Source organism: Arboricoccus pini (assembly GCF_900187945.1).
Lineage (GTDB): Bacteria > Pseudomonadota > Alphaproteobacteria > Geminicoccales > Geminicoccaceae > Arboricoccus > Arboricoccus pini.
Genome location: NZ_FYEH01000019.1, coordinates 1 through 20,596, shown reverse-complemented (window position 1 = coordinate 20,596; position 20,596 = coordinate 1). Strand labels below are relative to the sequence as shown.

At 64.2% G+C, this 20,596-nt stretch carries 20 protein-coding genes; 6 read left to right on the top strand and 14 right to left on the bottom strand.

Going from position 1 to position 20,596, the window contains the following annotated elements; genetic code table 11:
• Nucleotides 1–259: 259 nt before the first annotated feature.
• The 3 genes from CFB17_RS17765 (at nt 260) to phnX (ending at nt 3,843) form a co-directional block, all read left to right on the top strand.
• Nucleotides 260–1,165 (top strand): LysR family transcriptional regulator, encoded by a 906-nt coding sequence (locus CFB17_RS17765; protein ID WP_088562925.1) that lies wholly within the window; start codon nt 260–262, stop codon nt 1,163–1,165.
• A gap of 327 nt (nt 1,166–1,492) precedes the next feature.
• Nucleotides 1,493–3,040, top strand: a complete 1,548-nt coding sequence (locus CFB17_RS17760; protein ID WP_088562924.1) for an alkaline phosphatase family protein — start codon at nt 1,493–1,495, stop codon at nt 3,038–3,040.
• On the top strand, nt 3,040–3,843 hold the full coding sequence (gene phnX / locus CFB17_RS17755) for a phosphonoacetaldehyde hydrolase (protein WP_407642442.1): 804 nt from the start codon (nt 3,040–3,042) through the stop codon (nt 3,841–3,843). Before CFB17_RS17760 ends, phnX begins: the two co-directional genes overlap by 1 nt.
• A 63-nt stretch (nt 3,844–3,906) precedes the next feature.
• Here phnX and CFB17_RS17750 read toward each other — a convergent pair whose 3' ends face one another.
• The 3 genes from CFB17_RS17750 to CFB17_RS17740 form a co-directional block, all read right to left on the bottom strand.
• Entirely contained in the window at nt 3,907–5,229 is a 1,323-nt protein-coding gene (locus CFB17_RS17750; RefSeq protein ID WP_088562922.1) for a dihydroorotase, read from the bottom strand.
• A gap of 111 nt (nt 5,230–5,340) precedes the next feature.
• Complete coding sequence (locus CFB17_RS17745) at nt 5,341–6,219, bottom strand: GNAT family N-acetyltransferase (RefSeq protein WP_088562921.1); 879 nt, start codon at nt 6,217–6,219, stop codon at nt 5,341–5,343.
• Between the two features lie 44 nt (nt 6,220–6,263).
• Complete coding sequence (locus tag CFB17_RS17740; protein ID WP_088562920.1) at nt 6,264–7,031, bottom strand: SDR family oxidoreductase; 768 nt, start codon at nt 7,029–7,031, stop codon at nt 6,264–6,266.
• A 162-nt stretch (nt 7,032–7,193) separates the two neighbouring features.
• On the opposite strand from CFB17_RS17740, the gene CFB17_RS17735 reads away from it, so the two are divergent.
• Complete coding sequence (locus tag CFB17_RS17735; RefSeq protein WP_088562919.1) at nt 7,194–7,406, top strand: dodecin; 213 nt, start codon at nt 7,194–7,196, stop codon at nt 7,404–7,406.
• Nucleotides 7,407–7,479: 73 nt separating this feature from the next.
• Here CFB17_RS17735 and CFB17_RS17730 read toward each other — a convergent pair whose 3' ends face one another.
• The 6 genes from CFB17_RS17730 to CFB17_RS17705 all read right to left on the bottom strand — a co-directional run bounded on the left by CFB17_RS17730 (nt 7,480) and on the right by CFB17_RS17705 (nt 14,017).
• Nucleotides 7,480–8,454 carry a lysophospholipid acyltransferase family protein gene (locus tag CFB17_RS17730; RefSeq protein ID WP_088562918.1) on the bottom strand — a complete coding sequence of 325 codons (975 nt, stop codon included), beginning with the start codon at nt 8,452–8,454 and terminating at the stop codon, nt 7,480–7,482.
• Nucleotides 8,455–8,550: 96 nt separating this feature from the next.
• Nucleotides 8,551–9,525, bottom strand: a complete 975-nt coding sequence (locus tag CFB17_RS17725; protein ID WP_088562917.1) for an ABC transporter permease — start codon at nt 9,523–9,525, stop codon at nt 8,551–8,553.
• Nucleotides 9,522–10,481 (bottom strand): ABC transporter permease, encoded by a 960-nt coding sequence (locus CFB17_RS17720; protein ID WP_243389939.1) that lies wholly within the window; start codon nt 10,479–10,481, stop codon nt 9,522–9,524. The genes CFB17_RS17725 and CFB17_RS17720 overlap by 4 nt, the downstream gene beginning before the upstream one ends.
• A complete protein-coding gene (locus CFB17_RS17715) occupies nt 10,478–12,031 on the bottom strand; it encodes a sugar ABC transporter ATP-binding protein (protein ID WP_088562916.1) in 1,554 nt (517 codons plus the stop codon). The genes CFB17_RS17720 and CFB17_RS17715 overlap by 4 nt, the downstream gene beginning before the upstream one ends.
• Before the next feature lie 6 nt (nt 12,032–12,037).
• Entirely contained in the window at nt 12,038–13,108 is a 1,071-nt protein-coding gene (locus CFB17_RS17710; protein WP_165769696.1) for a sugar ABC transporter substrate-binding protein, read from the bottom strand.
• 711 nt (nt 13,109–13,819) lie between these two features.
• Entirely contained in the window at nt 13,820–14,017 is a 198-nt protein-coding gene (locus CFB17_RS17705; protein ID WP_106408576.1) for a DUF2735 domain-containing protein, read from the bottom strand.
• A 407-nt stretch (nt 14,018–14,424) separates the two neighbouring features.
• Between CFB17_RS17705 and CFB17_RS17700 the strand changes: the two genes are divergently transcribed.
• Together CFB17_RS17700 and CFB17_RS20115 are read left to right on the top strand one after the other, a co-directional pair.
• Nucleotides 14,425–15,465, top strand: coding sequence for a glutamine synthetase beta-grasp domain-containing protein (locus tag CFB17_RS17700; protein ID WP_088562913.1), 1,041 nt, complete (start codon nt 14,425–14,427; stop codon nt 15,463–15,465).
• Nucleotides 15,466–16,070: 605 nt separating this feature from the next.
• Nucleotides 16,071–16,529, top strand: coding sequence for an AraC family transcriptional regulator N-terminal domain-containing protein (locus CFB17_RS20115; RefSeq protein WP_407642440.1), 459 nt, complete (start codon nt 16,071–16,073; stop codon nt 16,527–16,529).
• 315 nt (nt 16,530–16,844) lie between these two features.
• Here the strand turns inward: CFB17_RS20115 and CFB17_RS19360 are convergent, their stop codons facing one another.
• The 5 genes from CFB17_RS19360 to CFB17_RS17675 form a co-directional block, all read right to left on the bottom strand.
• On the bottom strand, nt 16,845–16,982 hold the full coding sequence (locus tag CFB17_RS19360) for a hypothetical protein (RefSeq protein WP_165769694.1): 138 nt from the start codon (nt 16,980–16,982) through the stop codon (nt 16,845–16,847).
• A 101-nt stretch (nt 16,983–17,083) separates the two neighbouring features.
• Complete coding sequence (locus CFB17_RS17690; protein WP_088562911.1) at nt 17,084–18,376, bottom strand: multidrug effflux MFS transporter; 1,293 nt, start codon at nt 18,374–18,376, stop codon at nt 17,084–17,086.
• Between the two features lie 190 nt (nt 18,377–18,566).
• The gene (locus CFB17_RS17685; RefSeq protein WP_088562910.1) at nt 18,567–18,836 is read right to left on the bottom strand and encodes a pentapeptide MXKDX repeat protein; all 270 of its coding nucleotides are present in this window, start codon (nt 18,834–18,836) and stop codon (nt 18,567–18,569) included.
• Between the two features lie 168 nt (nt 18,837–19,004).
• Nucleotides 19,005–19,664 carry an NrsF family protein gene (locus CFB17_RS17680; RefSeq protein ID WP_088562909.1) on the bottom strand — a complete coding sequence of 220 codons (660 nt, stop codon included), beginning with the start codon at nt 19,662–19,664 and terminating at the stop codon, nt 19,005–19,007.
• Nucleotides 19,657–20,247, bottom strand: a complete 591-nt coding sequence (locus CFB17_RS17675) for a sigma-70 family RNA polymerase sigma factor (RefSeq protein ID WP_207762174.1) — start codon at nt 20,245–20,247, stop codon at nt 19,657–19,659. The genes CFB17_RS17680 and CFB17_RS17675 overlap by 8 nt, the downstream gene beginning before the upstream one ends.
• Between the last annotated feature and the right edge of the window lie 349 nt (nt 20,248–20,596).

The following is a 20,596-nucleotide window of genomic DNA, read 5'->3' as shown; positions in this document are numbered from 1 at the left end:
AAACTCCTTGGATGGGTTGGTGGAATGATGGCGGAAGTGCTCGACGCCGATCGTTTGCGGCTCTCCGGCAACGCACTGGAAAAAGCCGGACCGACCGATTGTAGGGGCAGGGCATGACGGTCGGTCGCGCTGTCAGTCTCCAAAAGCCCTGCCGCGTGGCGGGAACGGTGTGGCAGGGGTGCGGGCTCAGACATGCCTCCACTTCACTCGACATGGCAGAGTTGTCGGCGCAATAACGCCCATTCCTGGGAGGAATGGCATGGACCGATATCAGGCGATGGCGACCTTCGTGCGGGTTGTGGAGACTGGCTCCTTTTCCGCTGCCGCCCGCCAGCTCCGTGTCGGCCAGCCCGCCGTTTCCAAGACGATCGCGCAACTGGAAGACCGGCTTCAGGTCAGCCTGATTGTCCGTTCGACCCACGGTCTCGCCCCTACCGAAGCCGGGCTGCGTTTCTATGAGCGCGCCCGGGCGGCGATCGCGGAAGCCGACGAAGCGGATCTGGCTGCGCGCGGTGCCGGCGCTGGTCTTTCCGGCCGGCTGTGCGTGTCGGCGGCGACAACCTTCGCGCGGCTGCATATCGTGCCGCACCTGCCGCGCTTCCTGGCACAACATCCCGATCTCCACATCGACATCATTCTGGATGATCGGATCATCGATCTCGTCGCTGAGGGTGTTGATATCTCGCTACGCATGGGTGAACTCACCGACTCCGCGGCAGTCGCCCGCAAGCTGGCGACGGGCGGGCGTTCAGTCGTCGCGACGCCCGCCTATCTCGCCCGCGCGGGCATGCCGCGCAGCCCCGCCGATCTCGCCATGCATGAGGCCGTGATCTACAGCCGGACAAGGAGTGTCTGGTCATTCTCACGCGAGGGCGCTGAGGTATCAGTTGCGGTGCGCGGGCGTGTGCGGGTGAGTGCCGCTGAGGGCATACGCGCCGCCGTGCTGGCGGATATGGGACTCACCATCGCCTCGGATTGGATGTTCGCCGAGGAATTGGCGAGCGGCGCGGTGAGCCGCGTGCTCGAGGGCTGGGCCCTGCCATCGATCGACCTTTGGGGCGTCTTCCCTTCCGGCCGAATGGTCAGCGCCAAGGCTCGGCAATTCGCTGCCTTCGTCGAGGACGTGATGAGCCGGGCGCCGGAGGGTCATTCCTCGCGGGCTTGACCCTTATTGCGTTAGCTCGTCCTCTTTGTGAGATCCGGCTGGCCGACAAGATCGTCACTGGCTTCGTTAGCATCTTGCGGTCGAGCCCGGCCCGCACGGCATCCGCGTCAAGGCCATGGCAACCGGTCGGATCGAGACGCCCATGGGTCTGGCGTTGACGCCTTTGACGCTTCGTTGAACAAGGAGCAGGCGCTCACGATCCCGCTCGGCCGACGCGGCCGATCCCGCCCTCTATCATCCGGCGAGGCCTGACCTGAGTGCCGCTGGATTGCCGCCCAGGCGAATCCCGACCATAGCACCCGTACCCTGCGGGCAACGGTAAAATTCATGGCCGACAATGCACCCTTGAACATCCTCTTGATCACCGCCGACCAGTGGCGAGGCGATCTCATGCGCCTGGCCGGCCCATTTCCGGCCCTGGAAGGGCTGGCGGCCGAGGGTGTCACCTTCGAGCGTCATTTCAACCAGGCCTATCCCTGCGGTCCGGCACGCGCCTCCCTTTGGACCGGGCTTTATGCGCACAAGCACAGAAGCATTCAAAACGGCACCCCGCTCGACGCACGCCATCCGACCTTGTTCCAGTTGCTGCGCGGGGCGGGCTACCAGCCGCGTCTCTTTGGTTATACCGACACGACGCTTGACCCGCGTGGCCGCCCGCCGGCCGATCCCGATCTCGGCAATTACGAGAACATCGCCCCGGGCATCCTGCCCGAGATGCTCCTGAACGAGGCGGCGGCTCCCTGGCTGGCTCATCTGCGGCGGGCCGGCTATCCGCCGACCGATCCCGACGCGGGCAGGGGCGGTGTTTTCGATCGGGCCCCTTTTCCGGCACCCGCGATCTATGACGCCCGGGACAGCGAGACCGCCTTCCTTGCCGACCGGTTCATCGACTGGCTGGCGGTGGCAGGTGCGACGCCCTGGTGCGCCCATCTCTCCTTCATCGCGCCGCACCCGCCTTTCGTGGCACCCGAGCCATTCGACCGGCTTGTCGATCCCGCGTCCTTGCCGCCGCCGATCGGCGCCGCAGGCCACGCGGCCGAACGCCTCCAGCACCCCTTATTGGCGTGGCTCCTGGAGCGAATCGACATCGCCAATTTCGTGCCGGGACTGAGCGGTCCGGCTGCCGATATCGACGCGGATACGGTCGCTCGCATCCGGGCGGTCTATGCCGGACTGGCGCGGGAGGTCGACCGCAATCTCGGCCGCATCTTCCAGGCGCTGCGCCAGCAGGGGCGGTGGGAGCGGACGCTCATTGTATTTACGGCCGATCATGGCGAGCAATTGTTCGACCACGGCCTCCTGGGCAAGACAGCCTATTTCGACCAGTCGGCGCATATCCCCTTGATCCTGCGCGACCCAAGGGCGGCGGCCGATCCGGGCCGTGGTCGCCGGGTGGAGGCTTTCAGCGAGGCGATCGACCTGCTGCCAACCCTGCTCTCGGCCAGCGGGTTGGCGGCGCCGCGCAACGCCGACGGCCGGGATCTCTCGCCCTGGATCCGGGGCGAGACGCCCAAAGCCTGGCGTGACGCTGTCTTCTGGGCCCATGATTTTCGCGATCTTGCCGGTCGTGCCGCCGAGACGGCCTTCGGTCTGCCCTCGGAATGGTGCAACCTTTCGGTCGTCCGTACAGAGAAGTTGAAATATGTCCATTTCGCCGGCCTGCCGCCCGTGCTCTTCGACCTGGTGGCGGATCCGATGGAGACTGTGAACCGGGCCGCCGATCCCAAAGCCCGGGAACTCAGGATCGAGGGCATGGAGCGGCTGCTGACCTGGCGGCAGCGAGCCGAGGAGCGTACGCTTACGGGCTTGATGGCAAGAGGTGGCAGGCTCTACGAGGACCAGGACGACGCCACACGCGATATGGGGCTTGCATGATCAACCGACTGACCTGTGCCATCTTCGACTGGGCGGGCACGCTCGTCGACTATGGTTCGCTGGCCCCGATGGGCGCCTTCGTCGAAACCTTCGCTGAGTTCGGCGTCGCGATCTCGATCGACGAGGCCCGGGGGCCCATGGGGATGGCCAAGCGCCCGCACATCGCGACCTTGATGGCAATGCCCAGGATTGCCGCGGCCTGGAGGAAGCAGCACGGTCGCGAGCCCAGCGAGGCCGACATCGATGCTGTCTATGAGGTCTTCGTCCCTAAGAATATTGCCGTGGCCGCCGGCTACGCGACCCTGATCCCGGGGGTGACGCAGACAATGGCGGCGTTGCGCAGCCGCGGCGTGAAGATCGGCTCGACGACCGGTTATACCCGCGAGATCATGGAGCGCATCCTGCCTGTCGCCGCCGAGCAGGGCCTCGATGTCGACAGCCTGGTCTGCACCGGCGACACGGCGCAGGGGCGGCCGACCCCCTTCATGATCTACCGTACCCTCCTCGATCTCGGCATCTGGCCCGCCTGGCGGGCCGTCAAGATAGACGATACCGAGGTCGGCATTGCCGAGGGCCTGAATGGCGGCACCTGGACGGTGGGCGTCGCCCTGTCCGGCAATGTTTTCGGCCTTTCCCGCAAGGCCGCCGAGGCTCTGCCCCATGGCGAGCGGGCGACGCGGCGCGAGGCTGCCTATGGGCGCCTGCGGGCGGCAGGCGCCCATTTCGTCATCGACAGTGTGGCCGAACTCATCCCCGTCATCGACGACATCAATGGCAGGCTTGCCCGCGGCGAGAGGCCCTGAGACGCGGTCCTCCTGTCGCAGGCGATAGGGCGGGCCAGCCGAGTCCGGAACGGCTTGAGCGGCTCAGCTTCTGAAACGGACGGGCTGGCCGATCGGCTTGCCAAGGAGTTCGTCCTCGCGCATCACGAGTTGGCCGCGGACGATCGTCATGACTGGCCAGCCCTGGCAGGTCTGGCCGTCGAAGGGTGTCCAGCCGCAGGGCGAGACGATCCAGTCATTGGTGATCGTCCGTTTCCTGCCCATGTCGACGATGGTGAAATCAGCATCGTAGCCGGCCGCCAGGCGTCCCTTGGCGACAGCGCCGTAAATCCGGGCGGGACCGGCCGCCATCAGGTCGACCAGGCGCGTCAGGCTAAGGCGTCCCTGACTGACCTGGTCGAGCATCATCGGTACCAGGGTCTGCACGCCCGTAAGGCCCGAAGCCGTGGCAGGCCAGGGGCGCTCTTTGGCGGCCTTTGGATGCGGTGCATGGTCGGAGCCGATCGTGTCGACCATGCCGTCCGCCACCGCAGCCCAGGCCGCATCCACGTGGCGCTGCTCGCGGATGGGTGGGTTCATCACCGCATAGCCGCCCAGACGCTCATAAGCCTCCGGTGCTGACTGCGTGAGATGATTGACCAAAAGCTCGACGCTGGCGACGTCGCGGAAATCCCTGAGATAGGCCAGTTCCTCGGCGGTCGAGACGTGCAGGATATGCGCCGGCCGGCCAGTCTCGCGGGCCAGTGCCATCAGCCGCCGCGTGCCCAGATAGGCGCACTCCACGTCGCGCCACTCCATATGCAGGCGGTAGGGACCGCCCTCGGCAAAGAGCGGCTTGCGCGCTTGCAGGCGTTCCTCGTCTTCGGAATGGTAGCAGATGCGCCGCCTGCCGTTCAGCATCACCCGCCGCAAGCTTTCGTCGTCCTCGACCAGCAAATCACCGGTGGAGGAGCCGGCAAAGACCTTGACGGCGCAGACGCCCGGTTCCTCTTCCAGGGCCGCGAGTTCGGCGATGTTCGTCTTGGTGGCGCCGACATAAAAGCCGATGTCGCACCAGGAGCGACCCTTGATCCCGTCGCGCTTGCGCGTCAGGCGCAGATTATTGATCACCGACTCGGCCGTGTTCGGCATGTCGAAGACGGCGGTAAGGCCACCCAGCACGGCTCCTTTGGTGCCATCGGGAATGGATTCGATGGCAGGATCGCCCGGATCGCGCAGATGCACATGCGGATCGATCAGGCCGGGAAGAACATGCAGCCCGGCGCAGTCGATGCGTTCGGCCGTCACGGCCGTTCGCAGATCGCCGATCGCCACGATGTGCCCGTCCCGCACCCCGATATCCGCCTGCTCGATGCCCCAGGGACGGACCAGTTGGCCATTGGCGAGGACTAGATCATAGGCGGTCATGGCAATCGACTCCGGCGCTGAAAAGCGGGCGCGACCCTAGAGCAGATCGCGCGATGGCGGAACCGGCCCGCAAGGAAATCCATCCATCGCGAAGCAGACGGCAAGCGCAGCCTAGAATCCCAAGGTCGACGGTATCATGACCGGACCCGGTAGATTGAGATCGCCTCGGACCATCAAGACAAGCGGTGGTGTCGCCAAGGTAGCGCTACCCTGCCAGCCTAGCTGATCGGGAGGGAAATGGACGACGATTTGCGACTGCGGCAGGCCCAAAGCCGCAAGGATCGTCGCAAGGGAGGGTATTCCTGTCGCCACGACGTCGACGATGTGCAAGGCATTTCCCTCATGCCTTATGACGATGATGGCATCGTGGGATGCCAGGTGCCAGACCTCGAGATCGCTATCATGATGCAGATTGAGCACGAAGGCTCCGGCCATGCCGGAGAGGGCAAAGACCCTCGAGACCGGCTGCCGCCGGCGTGCGATCGTCGCTATGAGCTGGCGATCGAGCCGCAACCCCAGATCTAGGCGCCGCGCCATGGCTGAGGCTGGCAGGACAGCAGGTCCCTCGCCGCAAAAAAAGTGCTGCGGCAGGATGCGAAATCCCATGGGCTCGTAGAAGCCGGGGATCGAGGTCATCAGGAAGACGAGACAGCGTCTCTCGTCGCACCAGCGAAGAAGACGATCCAGCAGCGAATGGCTGAGGCCCTGGCCGCGCCAGTCCGGCCGAGTGGCCACCGACTGCACGCCCACCGCCGGCACCCTGCGGCCATCGACGATGAGTGGCAGGACAAAGGCCGCGGCACTGGCGATGCAGTCGCCGGTCACGTCGTGGTAGGTAAAGGCCCTGTAGGTGGGCTCTCGGAGATCGAGCTCCTCCAGAATGTCGAGGTCCAGACCGAACACCTCGCAAAGGAGCCTGCCGATCGACGCGCGATCCGGACGATTAGGATGGCCTTCGCGGTACGTCAGTTTGGTCGAGATGACCGGCATGACACTATCCTTGCGGCTGCCGGCAGCGCAGCCCTCGACAAAAGCTAGATCGTTGCCAGGATGCCACCATCCACATAGATCACCTGGCCGTTGACGAAGTCGGCCGCCGCACTGGCAAGAAAGATCGCGGTCCCCTGGAGTTCCTCGACCTTGCCCCAGCGGCCGGCCGGCGTGCGCTGTCTCAGCCACTGATCGAAGGTCGCGTCCTCGCTCAGGGCTTTGTTCAAGGGCGTGGCAAAGTAACCGGGACCGATTGCGTTGACCTGCAGCCCATGCCGCGCCCAGTCGGTGCACATGGCCTTCGTCAGATTCTTAACCGCACCCTTGCTGGCCGTGTAGGGTCCGACGCCATAGCGTGCCACCTCGCTCATCAAGCTGGCGATGTTGATTATCTTGCCGCGTCCGCGCGGGATCATGTGTCTGGCAACGGCCTGGCTCGTGAAGAAGACGCTGTCGAGGTTGGTGCGCAGGATGGCGTGCCAGTCCTCGGCGGCAAAGCTCTCGAGCGGGCCCCGACGCTGCATGCCGGCATTGTTGACGAGGATATCGATCGGGCCTTCTTCAACCTCGATGCGCGAGATCGCGGCCTGGGTCGCCGCCTGGTCCGTGACGTCGAAGGCCATGGCGCGAACATCGAGCCCTTTATCGCGCAGGCCATCGCTTGCGGCCTCGAGCTTGGCAACGTCGCGCCCATTGATCACAAGGCTGGCGCCGGCGCGACCGAGTCCTGTTGCCAGCGCCAGGCCGATGCCCTGACTGGCGCCTGTGATCAGCGCGCGTCGCCCCGCAAGGCTGAAAAGCTCGATCGACATCTGGCACTCCTGAAGGTCCAGGCTCTTTCATGGCGGGCCCGCGTGGCCCTGGCAATGCGAGCCAGCGCCGCATTTGCCTTGCCGGGATCCGGAACGATGACAGCCGGTCATCGTTAGCTATGCCACCGGACGTTCCGGTAAAGCGACCGTTGAGGAGAGACCATGTCGGAGAACCATGTCTATCGCCGGACCGAGTTGGTTGGCAGCTCGCCCGTCTCCATCGACGATGCCATCAAGACCGCTATCGAGCGGGCGACCAAGACGCTGCGCCATGTGGAGTGGTTCGAGGTGGGCCAGATTCGCGGCCACGTCGCCGACGGCAAAGTGGGCCATTTTCAAGTCGTCCTGACCGTAGGCTTCCGACTGGAGGATTAGCGGGCGGAGCGGTGCTGGCCATCCGTAGTAGGCGGAGCGGGAGAGAGCGCCAGCCTGGCCGCCATCTGGCTGATCAAGGCTCGGCGCCTGGGTGCGGCAGGCCAGTGATCTTCTTGTTCCAGAGGCGGTTCATGCAGAACCAGTCGCCTGGCGACTGGCTGATATAGGCCTCGTAGCGGCGATTGACCTCCATCATCATCGCCGTGGCGCGCGCCTCGTCGTCGGGAAGCGTTGGGTCGGCACGAATAGAGGCGTCCAGGTGCAGATGATAGCGGCCGGGCCCGACACGGCGCGTGTGGGCCGTCGTCATGGGCACATTGGCCTTGATAGCGAGGCGGGCGGGGATGAGCGACACGGGTCGCTGACGACCAAAGAACGGCAGGCGCTTGCCATCGCCATCCCGACGATCGGCAACCAGCCCGATCGAGCCGCCGCGCTTCAATGCGCGGTAGAGGGTCAGCATGCTGTTATCGCGCGAGATGACGGTGATGCCCATGGCGCGACGGAAGGCCAGGAGGCGGGCGTCAATTGCTGGATGACGGGGGGAATAGACGACCGTGATGTCATGCACGCCGAGCCTGAGGGGCAGTATGGGCGGCACCTCCCAATTGGCCAGATGCGGCGTCAGGCAAATGGCCGGCTCATTAGTGGGGGCATCGGGGTGGGCCGAGACCGTGATCCGCTCCGAGGCCGGGTCAGCGATGGTCGCCAGGTGCGGATATTCGCCAAATACCGTCCCGGCATTGCTGAAGACATCTCCGACGAGCCGCTCGATTTCGCGACTGGAGCGCTCGGGAAAAGCAACCTTGAGATTGCGTCGGACGATGTCCCGTCGGCGCGAGAAGCGTCCCACGCAGCGCCCCACCACCGCGCCTAATTGCCCCGCATGCTCGGGCGAGAGCCGGGCGCAGACAGCCCAGAAGAGTCGGGTCGCCAAGGTTTCGGCGAGCGCACCCCAGTTCCGGTGCGGGGGAGCGGGTGCCGTGGTCGCCAGAGCAGGCGGATCTCGTTCGTCCGTATGGCGAGGCAGGCGTTCGCTGGAGATCATCGGCTGTGGTCGCAGGCGTGGGGTAGCTTGGCGCAAGATGCGCTGGCGGAGGGCCTAGCACAGCCGGGCCTTGAATGCCCACCCCGGCCCGCGCTTTCAGTCGTTCACGCGGGCAGCCCGGCCATAGAGCAACACGAGGAGGAGGATGATGCCGCCAAAGATGATATTTTTGCCGGCCTGGCCGATCTGCGCCGTCGACAGCACGGCTTGCAGGACGACTACCATGAGCGTGCCGGCGATCGAGCCGACATAGCCACCGGTCCCGCCCAGCACGCTCGTGCCGCCAATGATGACGGCGGCAATGGGCACCAGGAGATAATCGTTGCCCATGCCCAGATAGGTCTGGGACGCGTAGCCGGTGAGGAGCAGGCCGGCCACGGCCGAACTTGCGCCTGAGATTATGAAGACGGTCAGATAGACGAGCCTCGTGTCGATACCCGAGAGGAAGGCAGCCGTCTCATTCGTGCCGGTCGCGTAGACCTTGCGCCCGAAGCTGGTGCGTTTGAGAACGACGATGGTCAGCACCGCCAGCACCAGCCAGAGAAGCGCCGCCATCGGCAGGCCGCCAACGTCGCCGGTCACCATGTCACGCCAGAAAGGCGGGATGGTCGAGCGGGGCGGCTGGCCGTTGATGTAGAGGAGGGCCAGGCCCTGGAGCAAGGCGTTTGTGGCGAGCGTCCAGACGAGGGAATGGACGCGGAAGATGGCAACCCCCACGGCGTTGAAGGCACCCACCAGGGCGCCAAAACCGATCCCGAGGCCGAAGGCCGCGGGTATACCATAGCCGTTGGCGTAGCACGTGGCGGCCAGGATCGCCGAGAAGGTGAGATTCCAGGGGACGGAGAGGTCGATATGGCCGGTCAGAATGACGAAGGTCTGGCCGATCGCGATGATCCCCACGAAGGAGGCGATGAGCAACTGCGCCTTGAGATTGCCGAGCGAGCCGAACGCCGGGTTGAGCGCGATGGCCACGCCCACCAGAAGAAGAAGGAGGATATAGGCGACGAGCACGCTATGCTCGGCGATGAGGAGGGCGGGACTGGAGCGGCGGCCCTGGAGCGTGGCGTTCATGCGCGAAGGACCTGGAGCCAGTTGGGTGAACTCAGCGCGCGGTAGCTGCCCGCGGCGAGGACGATGATGAGGAGGCCGCCCTGGACGACGCTCTGGTAGAAGGGCGAGATGCCGGCGGCGAAGAGCACGGAGACGATGATCGAGAGAAAATAAGCCGCCAGCACCGGCCCGAGGACGACGCCCCGGCCACCCATCAGCGGTACGCCGCCAAAGACGACGGCGGCAACTGAATTCAGGGTGTAGCCGCTGCCGATCGTAGCGTCGCCCGAAGTCGTCTGGGCGGTGAGGAAGAGGCCGGCCAGAGCGGCCAGCAGCCCGCTCATGGCGTAGGCCACGATCTTGGCGCGCACGACATTGAGCCCGGAAACATAGGCGGCGCCTTCATTGTCGCCGACGGCATAGATGCTTCGCCCGAGGCGGCTGCTCATGATCGGCAGCCAGACGAGAAAGATGACGGCCAGAAGAAAGATCAGTCCGTTCGGCACCGGACCGGTCGAATCGGTAAGGCCGGTGGCGAACCAATCGGGAACGGAACCCCCAGGCTCCGGAAGGACCAGGAGGGCAAGGCCGCCATAAATGTAAAGGCTGGCCAGGGTGACGATGATGGGCTGGATGCGGCCGACGGCGACGATGACGCCGTTGAGCGCGCCGGCCGCCGTGCCGATGAGCAGGACGGCGATGATCGTGAGCGTGGCGCTGGTCAGACTGTCGCCCATGTAGGTGGCGGCGATGGCGTTGCTGAGGCCGACCATGGCGCCGACCGAGAGATCGACACCGCGCGTCAGGACGACGGCCATCTGCGCCATGGCGGCCAGGGCCAGCGTGGTTCCCTGGTTGGCCAGGATCCGGGCGCCGAAACTCGACAGGATGAGGGGCTGTTGCGTCCAGTAAAGGATGATGATCAGTGGCAGGCCGATGAGGGCCAGAAGTGCGGGGCGATAGCGCGTGAGGATCAATGCAGGGCCCTCTCCGGCGAAGCGACGCCGGCCGAGGCGCCGGCCTGGATGATGGCGGCCTCGCTCAAGCCATCGCCCTTGAGTTCGGCCGTGATCCTGCCGTCGTTCATGACGAGCACGCGGTGGCAGAGGCCGACGAGTTCGGCGGTCTCGGTCGAATAGAGCAGGACGGCCTTGCCGGTCGCCGCCAACTCCTCGATGAGCCGATAGAAGCTCTGCTTCGTGCCGACATCGATGCCACGGGTGGGATCATAGAAAAGGAAGATGTCGGCGCCCGTCGCCAGCCATTTGGCGAGGACGACCTTTTGCTGATTGCCGCCGCTGAGGGAGCGCACGGGGAGGCGCAGCGAGGCCGCCTTAATGGCCAGGCGATCTTGGAGGTTGCCCGCCAAGGCATCTTCCTGGCCGCGATTGATGAGGCCATGACGCGCAAAGCGGGGCAGGGTGGCCAGCGTCAGGTTGGGGAGGATTCCCATGGGCTGAAGCAGGCCTTGGACCTTGCGATCCTCAGGAATGAGCGCGATGCCGGCAGCCTTGCCGCGCCAGGGGGTCCCCGTACGGATCGGCTGACCTCGGCATTCGATCCGACCTCCCAGACGTCGATAGGCGCCGAAGAGTGCAAGCAGGAGATCGCCCTGGCCCTGGCCCTCCCGGCCGCCCAGGCCGACGACCTCGCCGGCCTCAAGCGTCAGATCCAGATCCTTGATGCGATCGGCGACGGTCAGCCCGCGGGCGCGCAAGAGGGGGGTGACGCTGGGCGGGACGCCAGCTTTGCGCTCGAAGGATTGCTCGACGCGTCGGCCCAGCATGTGCTCGACAATGGCTTCGTCGTCGAGGTCCTGCATGGGTGCCGTAACGACGCTCTGACCGTTTCTAAAGATTGTAACGCGATCGACGAGCTCGCGCGCCTCGGCCATTCGGTGCGAGATGAAGATGACCGCGCGGCCTTCCAGCCGGAGATGGCGCAGGATGGCGAAGAGCCTGTCCACCTCGCGCGGGGCCAGCGCCGAGGTGCCTTCATCCAGAATGAGAACGCCGGGATCGCCGGCCAAGGCCTTGGCGATTTCGACCAATTGGCGATCGGCCAGCGACAAGTCGGCGACCATGGCATCGGGATCGAGATGGGTGATCTTCAGCCGCTCGAGCAGGATCTGCACGTCGCGTCGTAGCTTGCCCGAGGCGATCCGCCCGAGAAGTCCTGTTGGCTCGCGGCCGATCATGACATTCTCGGCCACTGTCATGTGGGCGAAGAGCGAGAGTTCCTGGAAGACGGTACCGATGCCATGGCTCGCGGCCTCGCGCGGGTTGGCAAAGCTCACCGGCTGGCCGCGCAGGGTGATGGTCCCGGTATCGGGCGCGAAAATGCCCGAGAGGATTTTCACCATGGTGCTCTTGCCGGCACCATTGGCGCCGTGGAGGGCGTGGATCTCGCGGGGGAAGCAGGCTAGATCCGCGCGGTCCAAAGCCAGCGTGCCTCCGAATCGCTTGACGATGCCGCCGGCGGCCAGCAGCGGTCGCCGGTGGCCCTCTTGCGCGTAGGTCGCGTCCAAGATCGCCTAAACCTTCTGTGCCAGTACTTCATTGACATCGAACTCAAGCCCGCAGGCGCCGATATTGATTGCTGTGAACAAGCTGTCGGGCAGATCGGGGAAGAAGTTCTTGCCGGGCTCCAGCGTCTCATTGGTGACGACCGGCAATGGAATGGAGATTTCGCTCGGCGTCGGCTCGCCCTTCAAGATGTTGACGGCTGCCATGATCGAGAGTGCCGAGAGCGTCGGCGATTGGCCGATCGAGAGCATTGGGAATTTAAGCTCATAGGCAAGCTTGCGAAAACCGTTCTCGGCCTCGCCAGCCGTGGGCGGGATCTTTTGCCCCGCCTGCTGGATGGCACGGCAGACGCCGGTCGTGCCGCCCTGGGACCAGACGGCATCGAATTTTCCGCCCGCCGCCAGCGCATTGGCCGTCACCTTCTGGCCCGTGCCGTCGTCCCACTCGCCGTATACTTCCGTAAGCTTCAGGTCGGGATATGGCTTGAACAGTTCCATGGCAGCGCGGGTGCGCTCCTGGTCGACAAAGGTGCCGGCCACGCCACGCACCATCAACACGCTGCCCTTGCCGCCTGTCTGGTCCAGCACGAACTGGGCCCATGCCTTGCCCATCTGGTACTGATCCTGGTTCAGCTTGATGGCCTTGGGCGTCGTGACGACATTGTCGAACGAAACGACCAGGATGCCGGCCGCTGCCGCCTGGTTGATGGCAGAATTCAGGCCGGTGGGGCTGGCGGCATTGAGGATGATCGCGTCGACCCCCGCCAGGGTCATCTCGTTCAACTGGGCAATCTGGGCCGCGACGTCATTGCCAGCACTGGCGACACGCAGGCTGGCTACATCCTTGGCCACTTCCGGCCGGCTCACATAAGACTTGGCGACCTGCACCATCTCGGTGCGCCACGTATTGCCAATATAGGAGTTGGAGATCGCGATCTTGTAGGGGCCGGGCTTGGTCGGCCAGCGGGCCGGCTTCGTTCCGTCCTGCCAGGGCTTCAGGCAGGCTTCGGCGGCCATGGCTTGTCCAGCACCGAGCGCTCCGCAACCAAGCAGCACGCTGCTGGCTGTGGCTTTCAACAAGCCTCTACGGTCCATCGCGTTAGTTCCCTGATACGCATTTATTATGCGCCAGCTAAAAGACTGGCTGTTGCGTCCTGTCAAGGCCGCACGGCCACTCGGGCGACGCCGTCATCGGGCTCGCTAGTCGAGGGCTCAAGGAGGCTCTAGCCCCGGACCGGGATACTCGGCCGATAGTGCCGGGAGGCTGCCTTTCGGCATGCCGCCCGCGTGGCGCGACGCCTAGCTTTGTTCCAGTGCCATGCGCGGCCCGCCTGATAGCCGACGGTGTCTATTGTGACTTCTTCAGCGCGTTGAGGAGTGAGGCGTCATCAGCAGCTCGCGGTCTGGGCGCATTCACCAGATGCCGAATCATCGGTCCTGCGGTCCGCGGCGTCCGTGGCGGCAGGGCACCGTTTGGCGCAGCCTCTCAGCCTATGTCGTCGGCCGCCAGCGGCTAGTCGCGAGGGTGCACGGACGTCGTTCCGTAGTGCGCCGAATCGACACCGGGTTTCCAGATACCGCCGTCGCGAGGTGGGACGTGCGCCAGCAAGGACAAAGCCGGGAGTTTTGATGTGCCGATCGATTCGTCCATCGCGAGCTTTGGGGCGAATCTCGACTTAGCCGGCATCCTTGCTGGTTGCGAGGACCGATCGGGTCTGTATCGACGACATATGCAATGTGGTCATTGCCGCGCCATCCGGCAGATATGCGTGCACAGCCATGGCGGACCGCTCAACGCCTGCGGCGGTTCTCGGCTTCCCGAATGGCTTCCTCATGATACCAGCCGCCGCCATAGACGATCTTGCTATTCATGGCAGGCAGGTCGCGGACCATGTTCTGCGCTGCTTCGCGGCGCGTCGCTTCCAGCGATCGACCGCGGGCCGGGAACTGGTAGATCTCCGCTGATCTACGGGGAGGATTGGTCATCATGATACGTGGCTCCATCCGACGTTTCGCGATTTGGGGAGAAACTATAACTGATTTGAGCAGAAGATGCACCACGTTTACGCATAATGCCTATGTTAACATCATAGAATGACCAATAAATAGCCAAATTAACGTCCTGCTTCTTTGTGTGGCAGAAAGGCTTGCGCGGCGGGCCGCGCGCGGCCTACATCGTCGCCGTCAGTCATCCGGTAGAGCACACGATTCCTCTTAAGAATCGGTGAATGCGTGGACGGTCGCGCGTCGCTTCGACATACCCTGTGGTGGGTTTGATCACATTGACGCTCGGCGGTGCGGCATCTGGCACAGGATTCGCCTAGGTGGCGTGGGCCGTCTCGGCGGCCGCATGCTCGATCACTCGGCTCGGGTCATCAGTTTGTGAGAATGCAGCAGTGACGAAGTACAAGCTCGAATATATATGGCTCGACGGCTACACGCCCGTTCCGAACCTTCGTGGCAAGACTCAGATCAAAGAATTCGACGCGTTTCCAACGCTCGAACAGTTGCCCCTTTGGGGCTTCGACGGCAGCTCGACGTTGCAGGCCGAAGGCCGCAGCTCCGACTGCGTCTTGAAGCCGGTGCGCGTCGTGCCGGACATCACGCGCACGAACGGCGCGGTTGTTCTCTGCGAAGTCATGATGCCGGACGGAGAGACACCGCACCCCTCGAACAAGCGCGCCACCATCCTTGATGACGATGGCGCCTGGTTCGGTTTCGAGCAGGAGTATTTCTTTTATCAGAACGGCCGCCCCCTGGGCTTTCCCGAGAACGGCTATCCTGCCCCGCAGGGCCCCTACTACACCGGTGTCGGCTTTAAGAATGTGGGCAATATTGCCCGCGAGATCGTCGAAGCTCATCTCGACATCTGCCTCGCGGCCGGCCTCAACCACGAAGGCATCAATGCCGAGGTGGCCAAGGGCCAGTGGGAGTTCCAGATCTTCGGTAAGGGCTCCAAGCGTGCGGCCGACGAGATGTGGCTCGCCCGCTATTTCCTTGAGCGTTTGACGGAAAAGTACAGCGTGGATATCGAGTGGCACTGCAAGCCGCTGGGCGATACCGACTGGAACGGTTCCGGCATGCATTGCAACTTCTCGACCAGCTACATGCGCGAAGTGGGTGGCAAGGAATATTTCGAGAAGTTGATGGCGGCATTCGAGGCGGCTCGCGAGGACCATATCGCCGTCTACGGGCCGGACAATCATATGCGCCTGACCGGCAAGCACGAGACGCAGTCGATCCACCAGTTCAGCTACGGCATCGCCGACCGTGGCGCCTCGATCCGCGTGCCTCACAGCTTCGCGCGAAACGACTACAAGGGCTATCTCGAGGATCGCCGTCCGAATTCGCAGGGCGACCCCTACCAGATCGCTTCACAGATCCTCAAGACCATCTCTTCGGTTCCGACCGGCGCCACTGCTTCGGTCGCAGCCTGATCATCTCCGCGCCTCGGCCGCCAGATCTTCTGGGCGGGTCGGGGACAAGTCAGTCAGAGAAAGGCGGATCGGAAACGATCCGCCTTTTTTTGACCGGTGGCCAATCTGCAACCGCTGACATGTCATCTGTATCTTCGATGACGACCCCGAGGCGGCCCGTCGGGCCTGCGGCTGAACAGCCGGTCAAGCCCGCGCGATCTCGCAGTGCGTCCCCAGAAGGCAATTCCGGAGATGGCAGCCCGACGCAGTAGCTGCCCGGGCAAGAGGTTGGTCTTGATCCAAATTCCGGAGGCCATGCACCGCATGCTGCGGCAGCTGGGCGTCTAGGAAGGCGGCTAGTCCTGACGGAGATCACCAAACGGCTGCTGAACTGGTATCTCGCGCATCGCAGCCATACCCGATTCGCCCCCTGAACCTCCACGTCCTGTCCTGTCGGCAGCTTCCGGCGCACACGCGGCCTGCCCTTGCTTGACACGATGGAACGTCGGGATTCCACAGCAAGACAGGTGCTATAATCCAGGCCACGGTGTCGTCGCGAAGGACAGCCGCTCCTCTTGGCGGCAGACGGGTAGGGCAGCCGGATCGTTTTCTTGTTGCTGCATGAAATGCGCGAAGGGAAGTGGCCTCGGTCGCGCGCGAGTAAACTTGCCTGTCCCGCGCCAAGGCCTGGCCTTCCGAATCCATCCACGCGCGTTGGGCCCGCCATTGCCGCTTGCCCAGGCAGGGACGCCGTTGCTCCGGCTGGCCCGGCAGGGTTTCGGCCTGCCGAAAAGGGGCCGCTCGTCGCCATCACTGTCCGAGGCGGCGCCATCCGCCACCTCCCTGATTCAGCCCGCATTCGATGGAAGAAACCGGCATGCGCCTCGATAAAGACGAGGGCTCCAGCGGGCGTGGTCCTCATCGATTTCAGCGCTGCACTCGCCGATAGCGTTTTGCGCATGATGCGGTTTCTCGATAGGCCGCGTGCCTTGCCGACGTTGGCGCCGATGATCAAGCAGGAGATCTGTTACTGGCTACTAGCCGGCTCCGGGCGGCAAAATCGCGAACCTGCTCCTGGCAAGTGATCATTCCATGCGTGTCATGGAGGCGATCCGAAGTCCCCGCGAGAGTGTTAGCGAACTGGTCTCCATCGCCGAGCTTGCCTCGATCGCGCGGCTGGGGACTTCCTCCTTTCGCCGTCGATTCGATCAACTGACCAGGATGACGCCGTTTCAATATCAAAAGTAACTTCGGCTGACGGAGGCACGGCATCTGATGATATCGAAGGCACCAAAGTCGGGACGGTGGCGCTCAAGGTCGGCTATGAAAATGCATCGCCATTCAGCCGCGACTATTCCCGCAGGTTCGGCGCGCAGCCCAAGTGAGCCGCGATCGAGGAGTCAGACCTCGCCGCGTAATCTGAGCACGCCTTGACCCGATGCCATGGCGCGGCGCAGCGACCGCGTGCCTGAGATCAATGCCTTGATGCGCGGGTTCGCCCAGGACGAGCTGACCACCCCCGTCATTTCGAGCGACATTTTCGGCCATCTTGGCTTTGTCAGATCATACCCGCGCGATGCATGCGCGCAGGCTTGCCGACAATCTCGCCGCTGATCTTGGCGAGGGGAGGGAGGTGCGTTCAGCCGGGCTTGTGGTCCCGGTCGCCATTGGCGGCGATCAGACGTGTGCAGGCGAGGCTGCCGATGCCGGCCAGCGCGATCACACAACCCAGAGGGCGGGGGGTACCATCCGCAAAGGCGCCGACCAGAGCCGAGCCTAAGATGCCGCTGCCATATTGGATGGCGCCGACCAAGGCCGAGACCGCGCCGACACTGAACGGAAAGCCGCGCATTGCGCCGGCGATCGAGTTGGCCACGATCAGGCCGGAGGAGGCGATGAAAACGAATAAGGGCAGGATCAGTCCCCAAAGGCCGCCCCAGTTTGTCCAGGCCGCCACCGCGACGATGACGCTCGAGACGGCGGCGAGGCCAGTGCCCCAGAACAGCAGGCGGTCGCTGCTCTGGCGCACGACCAGACGCGCATTTAGAGTGTTGGCGATCATGATGCCGGTGATACCGGCGCCAAAGAGCAGCCCGTAGAGCCCTGCTGGCACGTGATAATAGCTGATATAGACAAAGGGCGAGCCCGCGACGTAGGCGAAGGTGCCGCCATAGTAAAATCCGCCGACGCCAGCATAGCCGAGGAGGCGGCGGTCCAGCGCGAGTTCAGCATAGCGAACGAGCGCGATGCCGAGCGGTTCGGTATTGCGCCTGGCGGCCGACAGCGTTTCAGGCAGCATCGACAACGATGCCAGGGTGACCAGGCCGACGCAGACCAGCGTCCAGAAGATCGCGTGCCATCCGGCCAGGGCCATGATCTGACCGCCAAGGAAGGGACCGATCAAGGGGGCGATCGCCATGACCGTCATCAGCGTCGACATCATCTGGACCGCTCGGTCCCCTTCATAGAGATCGCGCACCATGGCGCGCCCGAGGACGACGCCGGCACTGGCACCGGCCGCCTGCACGACGCGCCAGCCGATCATCGTCCAGACGCCATAGGAAAGCGCGCAGCCGGCCGAGCCGATCACGAAGAGGACGATGCCGATCGCCACCGGCCAACGTCGACCATGGCGGTCGCTGATAGGCCCCCAGAATAATTGGCCGAAGGCGAAGCCCATGAGATAGGCCGAGACCGTCAACTCCAGCGTGCCGTTATCGGCATGGAGCGAGCGGCTCATCGCCGGCATGGCCGGCAGATAGAGATCGGTCGAGATCGAGGCGAACCCCATGAGGGTGCTTAGAATGGCCAGCACCTGCCAGCCTCGGCGGCCCGGGATGGCCGCTCCCGGGCGCAGGCGGCAGGCGCCCGGGGGCGGATTATCGTCGACGGGGTCGGTCTCGGTATCGTCGCGTGGCGAATTGTCGTCCATGCTAGGTCCGTCTCGGGAGGAGCGTCCGAACGTGGACGCCTGGTCCCCGCTACTCCTTGCGTTGACGGTCGTCGACCTCGTTCTCCGTCATGGGGACGGCAATCTCATCCCGATAGCGTCGCCGCCCGCGCATGGCCGACGTTGATCAAGGTGGGACCTGGCGCCCGGCCGCCTGGGACGCCTCGATGCCTCAATTGCCGGAGGCTGGGGCCATCGCGCCCTTCATCATCGCGTTCTTGTTCATGCCCTCGCTTTTCTTCATGGCACCCTTCTTCATGGCGTCGTGCTTCATGGCGTCGTGCTTCATGGCGTCGTGCTTCATGGCACCTTGTTTCATGGTATCCTTGCTCATGGCGTCGCCTTTCGCGGGCGACATGGCATTTTGGGCGAAGGCGACCGGCGTACCCGCCACACCGAGGGCGATCGCGAAGGCGGCGGCGAAAGTGGCGCAACTGCGCATGAGAGGGTTCCTTTTCGGGTTGTCGATCGAATCATTCGACCAATCGCCTCATATTCGCCCCCGTTTGACCGCGCGTTACATGCAAAGCGAACTTTTTCGGCAAGGGGCGATCACGGGCAGGTGTATGGGCCGGAGGCCGGATGATCGCGTAAAGGCCGGCGTGCCGCCTTATCGGCCGGACCCTGGGGCGTAGGCTGATTTCGCCAGGAGCCGGTTGCAGCCGACAATCAGGCCGATGGCCAGGGCATGGAGCAAAAGGTCGCTCGCCGTCACATTGAAGGGGTGGAAGAAGTTAAGTAGCGTCGCCGCCGCCGCCGCCGCCGCTATGCCGCCCAGCAAGGCGGTCAGGTTCGGTCGCAGCGGAAAGGTCCGCCGCAACATGATGATCATGAGCGCCGATAGCGGAACTGACAGGCCGAGGATGAAGAACACGCAATCCATGGACAGCCGGATGGTCGCGGGCTCGCTGTCTGGCAAGATCAGGTCGCGCAGGCAGCCAAGGCCACTGAAGCCGATCCAGATGGCCAGGGCGGGCAAAGGCAGGAGGCCCCAATAGGGATTTCGGCCGGGAATGCTCGTCTGGAAAGCAGCGATGGCCGCCAGGATGGTCGTCAGCGAGGAGCCCAGGACCGCGAGCCACATGTCGGGCGCCGCCGTGAGACGGTGCAGCATGCTGCCAACGTCCGAGACCAGGGCCAGGAACAGGCTGATCGCGACGACCACGGCCAGCCATAAGCCGGCCATCAGGGAGGCTGACGGTGATTTACGGACAGGCTTTAGATCCGCAGCCAGCCTGTCGATCAACTGCTCCTCGGACCATTCAGCCATGATCGTCGTACGTTCCTGCAAGTTTGGCGCGCAGCGCCCGGATGCCCCGATGGAGATTGACCTTCAAGGCGATCTTACTGCGGCCGGTGAGGGCCGCCGTTTCGCCGAGCGAGCGCTCCTCCAGCGCCAAGTGTCGTACGGCCTGGCGCTGGCTTTCAGGCAACGTCTCGACAACGGCCGAGAGGTGCCGGAGATCGTCCCGCCGTTCCAGCTCGTGAACGACCCCGGGAGCCGGGTCGGCATGCGTGTCGTAGGCGAAGGCGTCATGCACCTCGCGCCGGCCGTGTCGTTCCTGGCCGCGCAGGCTGTCGATCGCCCGCCGGCTGGCGATCGCGCGCAGCCATGGAAGGAAAGGGCGTGCCGGATCGTAGGTAGCCCTGGCGCGGTGAATCGTGATCAGGGTTTCCTGTACCACATCGTCGATCCTTCCGGCATCGACGCCACGCGCCCTCGCGGTGGCAGCGATGATGCTCACGCACTGGTGCAGCACGAATCGATACGCATCGGCATCGCCTTGCTGGGCTGCCGCCATGCCCGCAGCCAGCCGAGCTTCCCTATCGTCGGGGATGTCGTCTTCGCTCACGACACGCAATCGCTCCCGGCACCGACTGCCCCATCAAGTCCAGCATGATCCACTACGCCCGAAAGCTATAGCGCCCAGCCTGCCGGCAAAAATAGCAGCCTTGCCCGGGAAACGCGAATCGGCTGGTTTCTCTGGCAAGGTCGAGCGGGCCCGGCCGATCTGGAGAGACAAGGCATGGCGGCTCCTTCGAGAAGGGACGACTCCTTATTCGACCCGTATCTGCCAACGGTTACATCGCGTATGGCGTTTTCATGGCGCGTTGTAAGTTCTCAATCGACTGGTTTGGCTAGGTTGAGGAAGAGTTCGACGAGTTCGGCTTCGTCGACGTTCAAGGCGGCCTGGGCGAAGG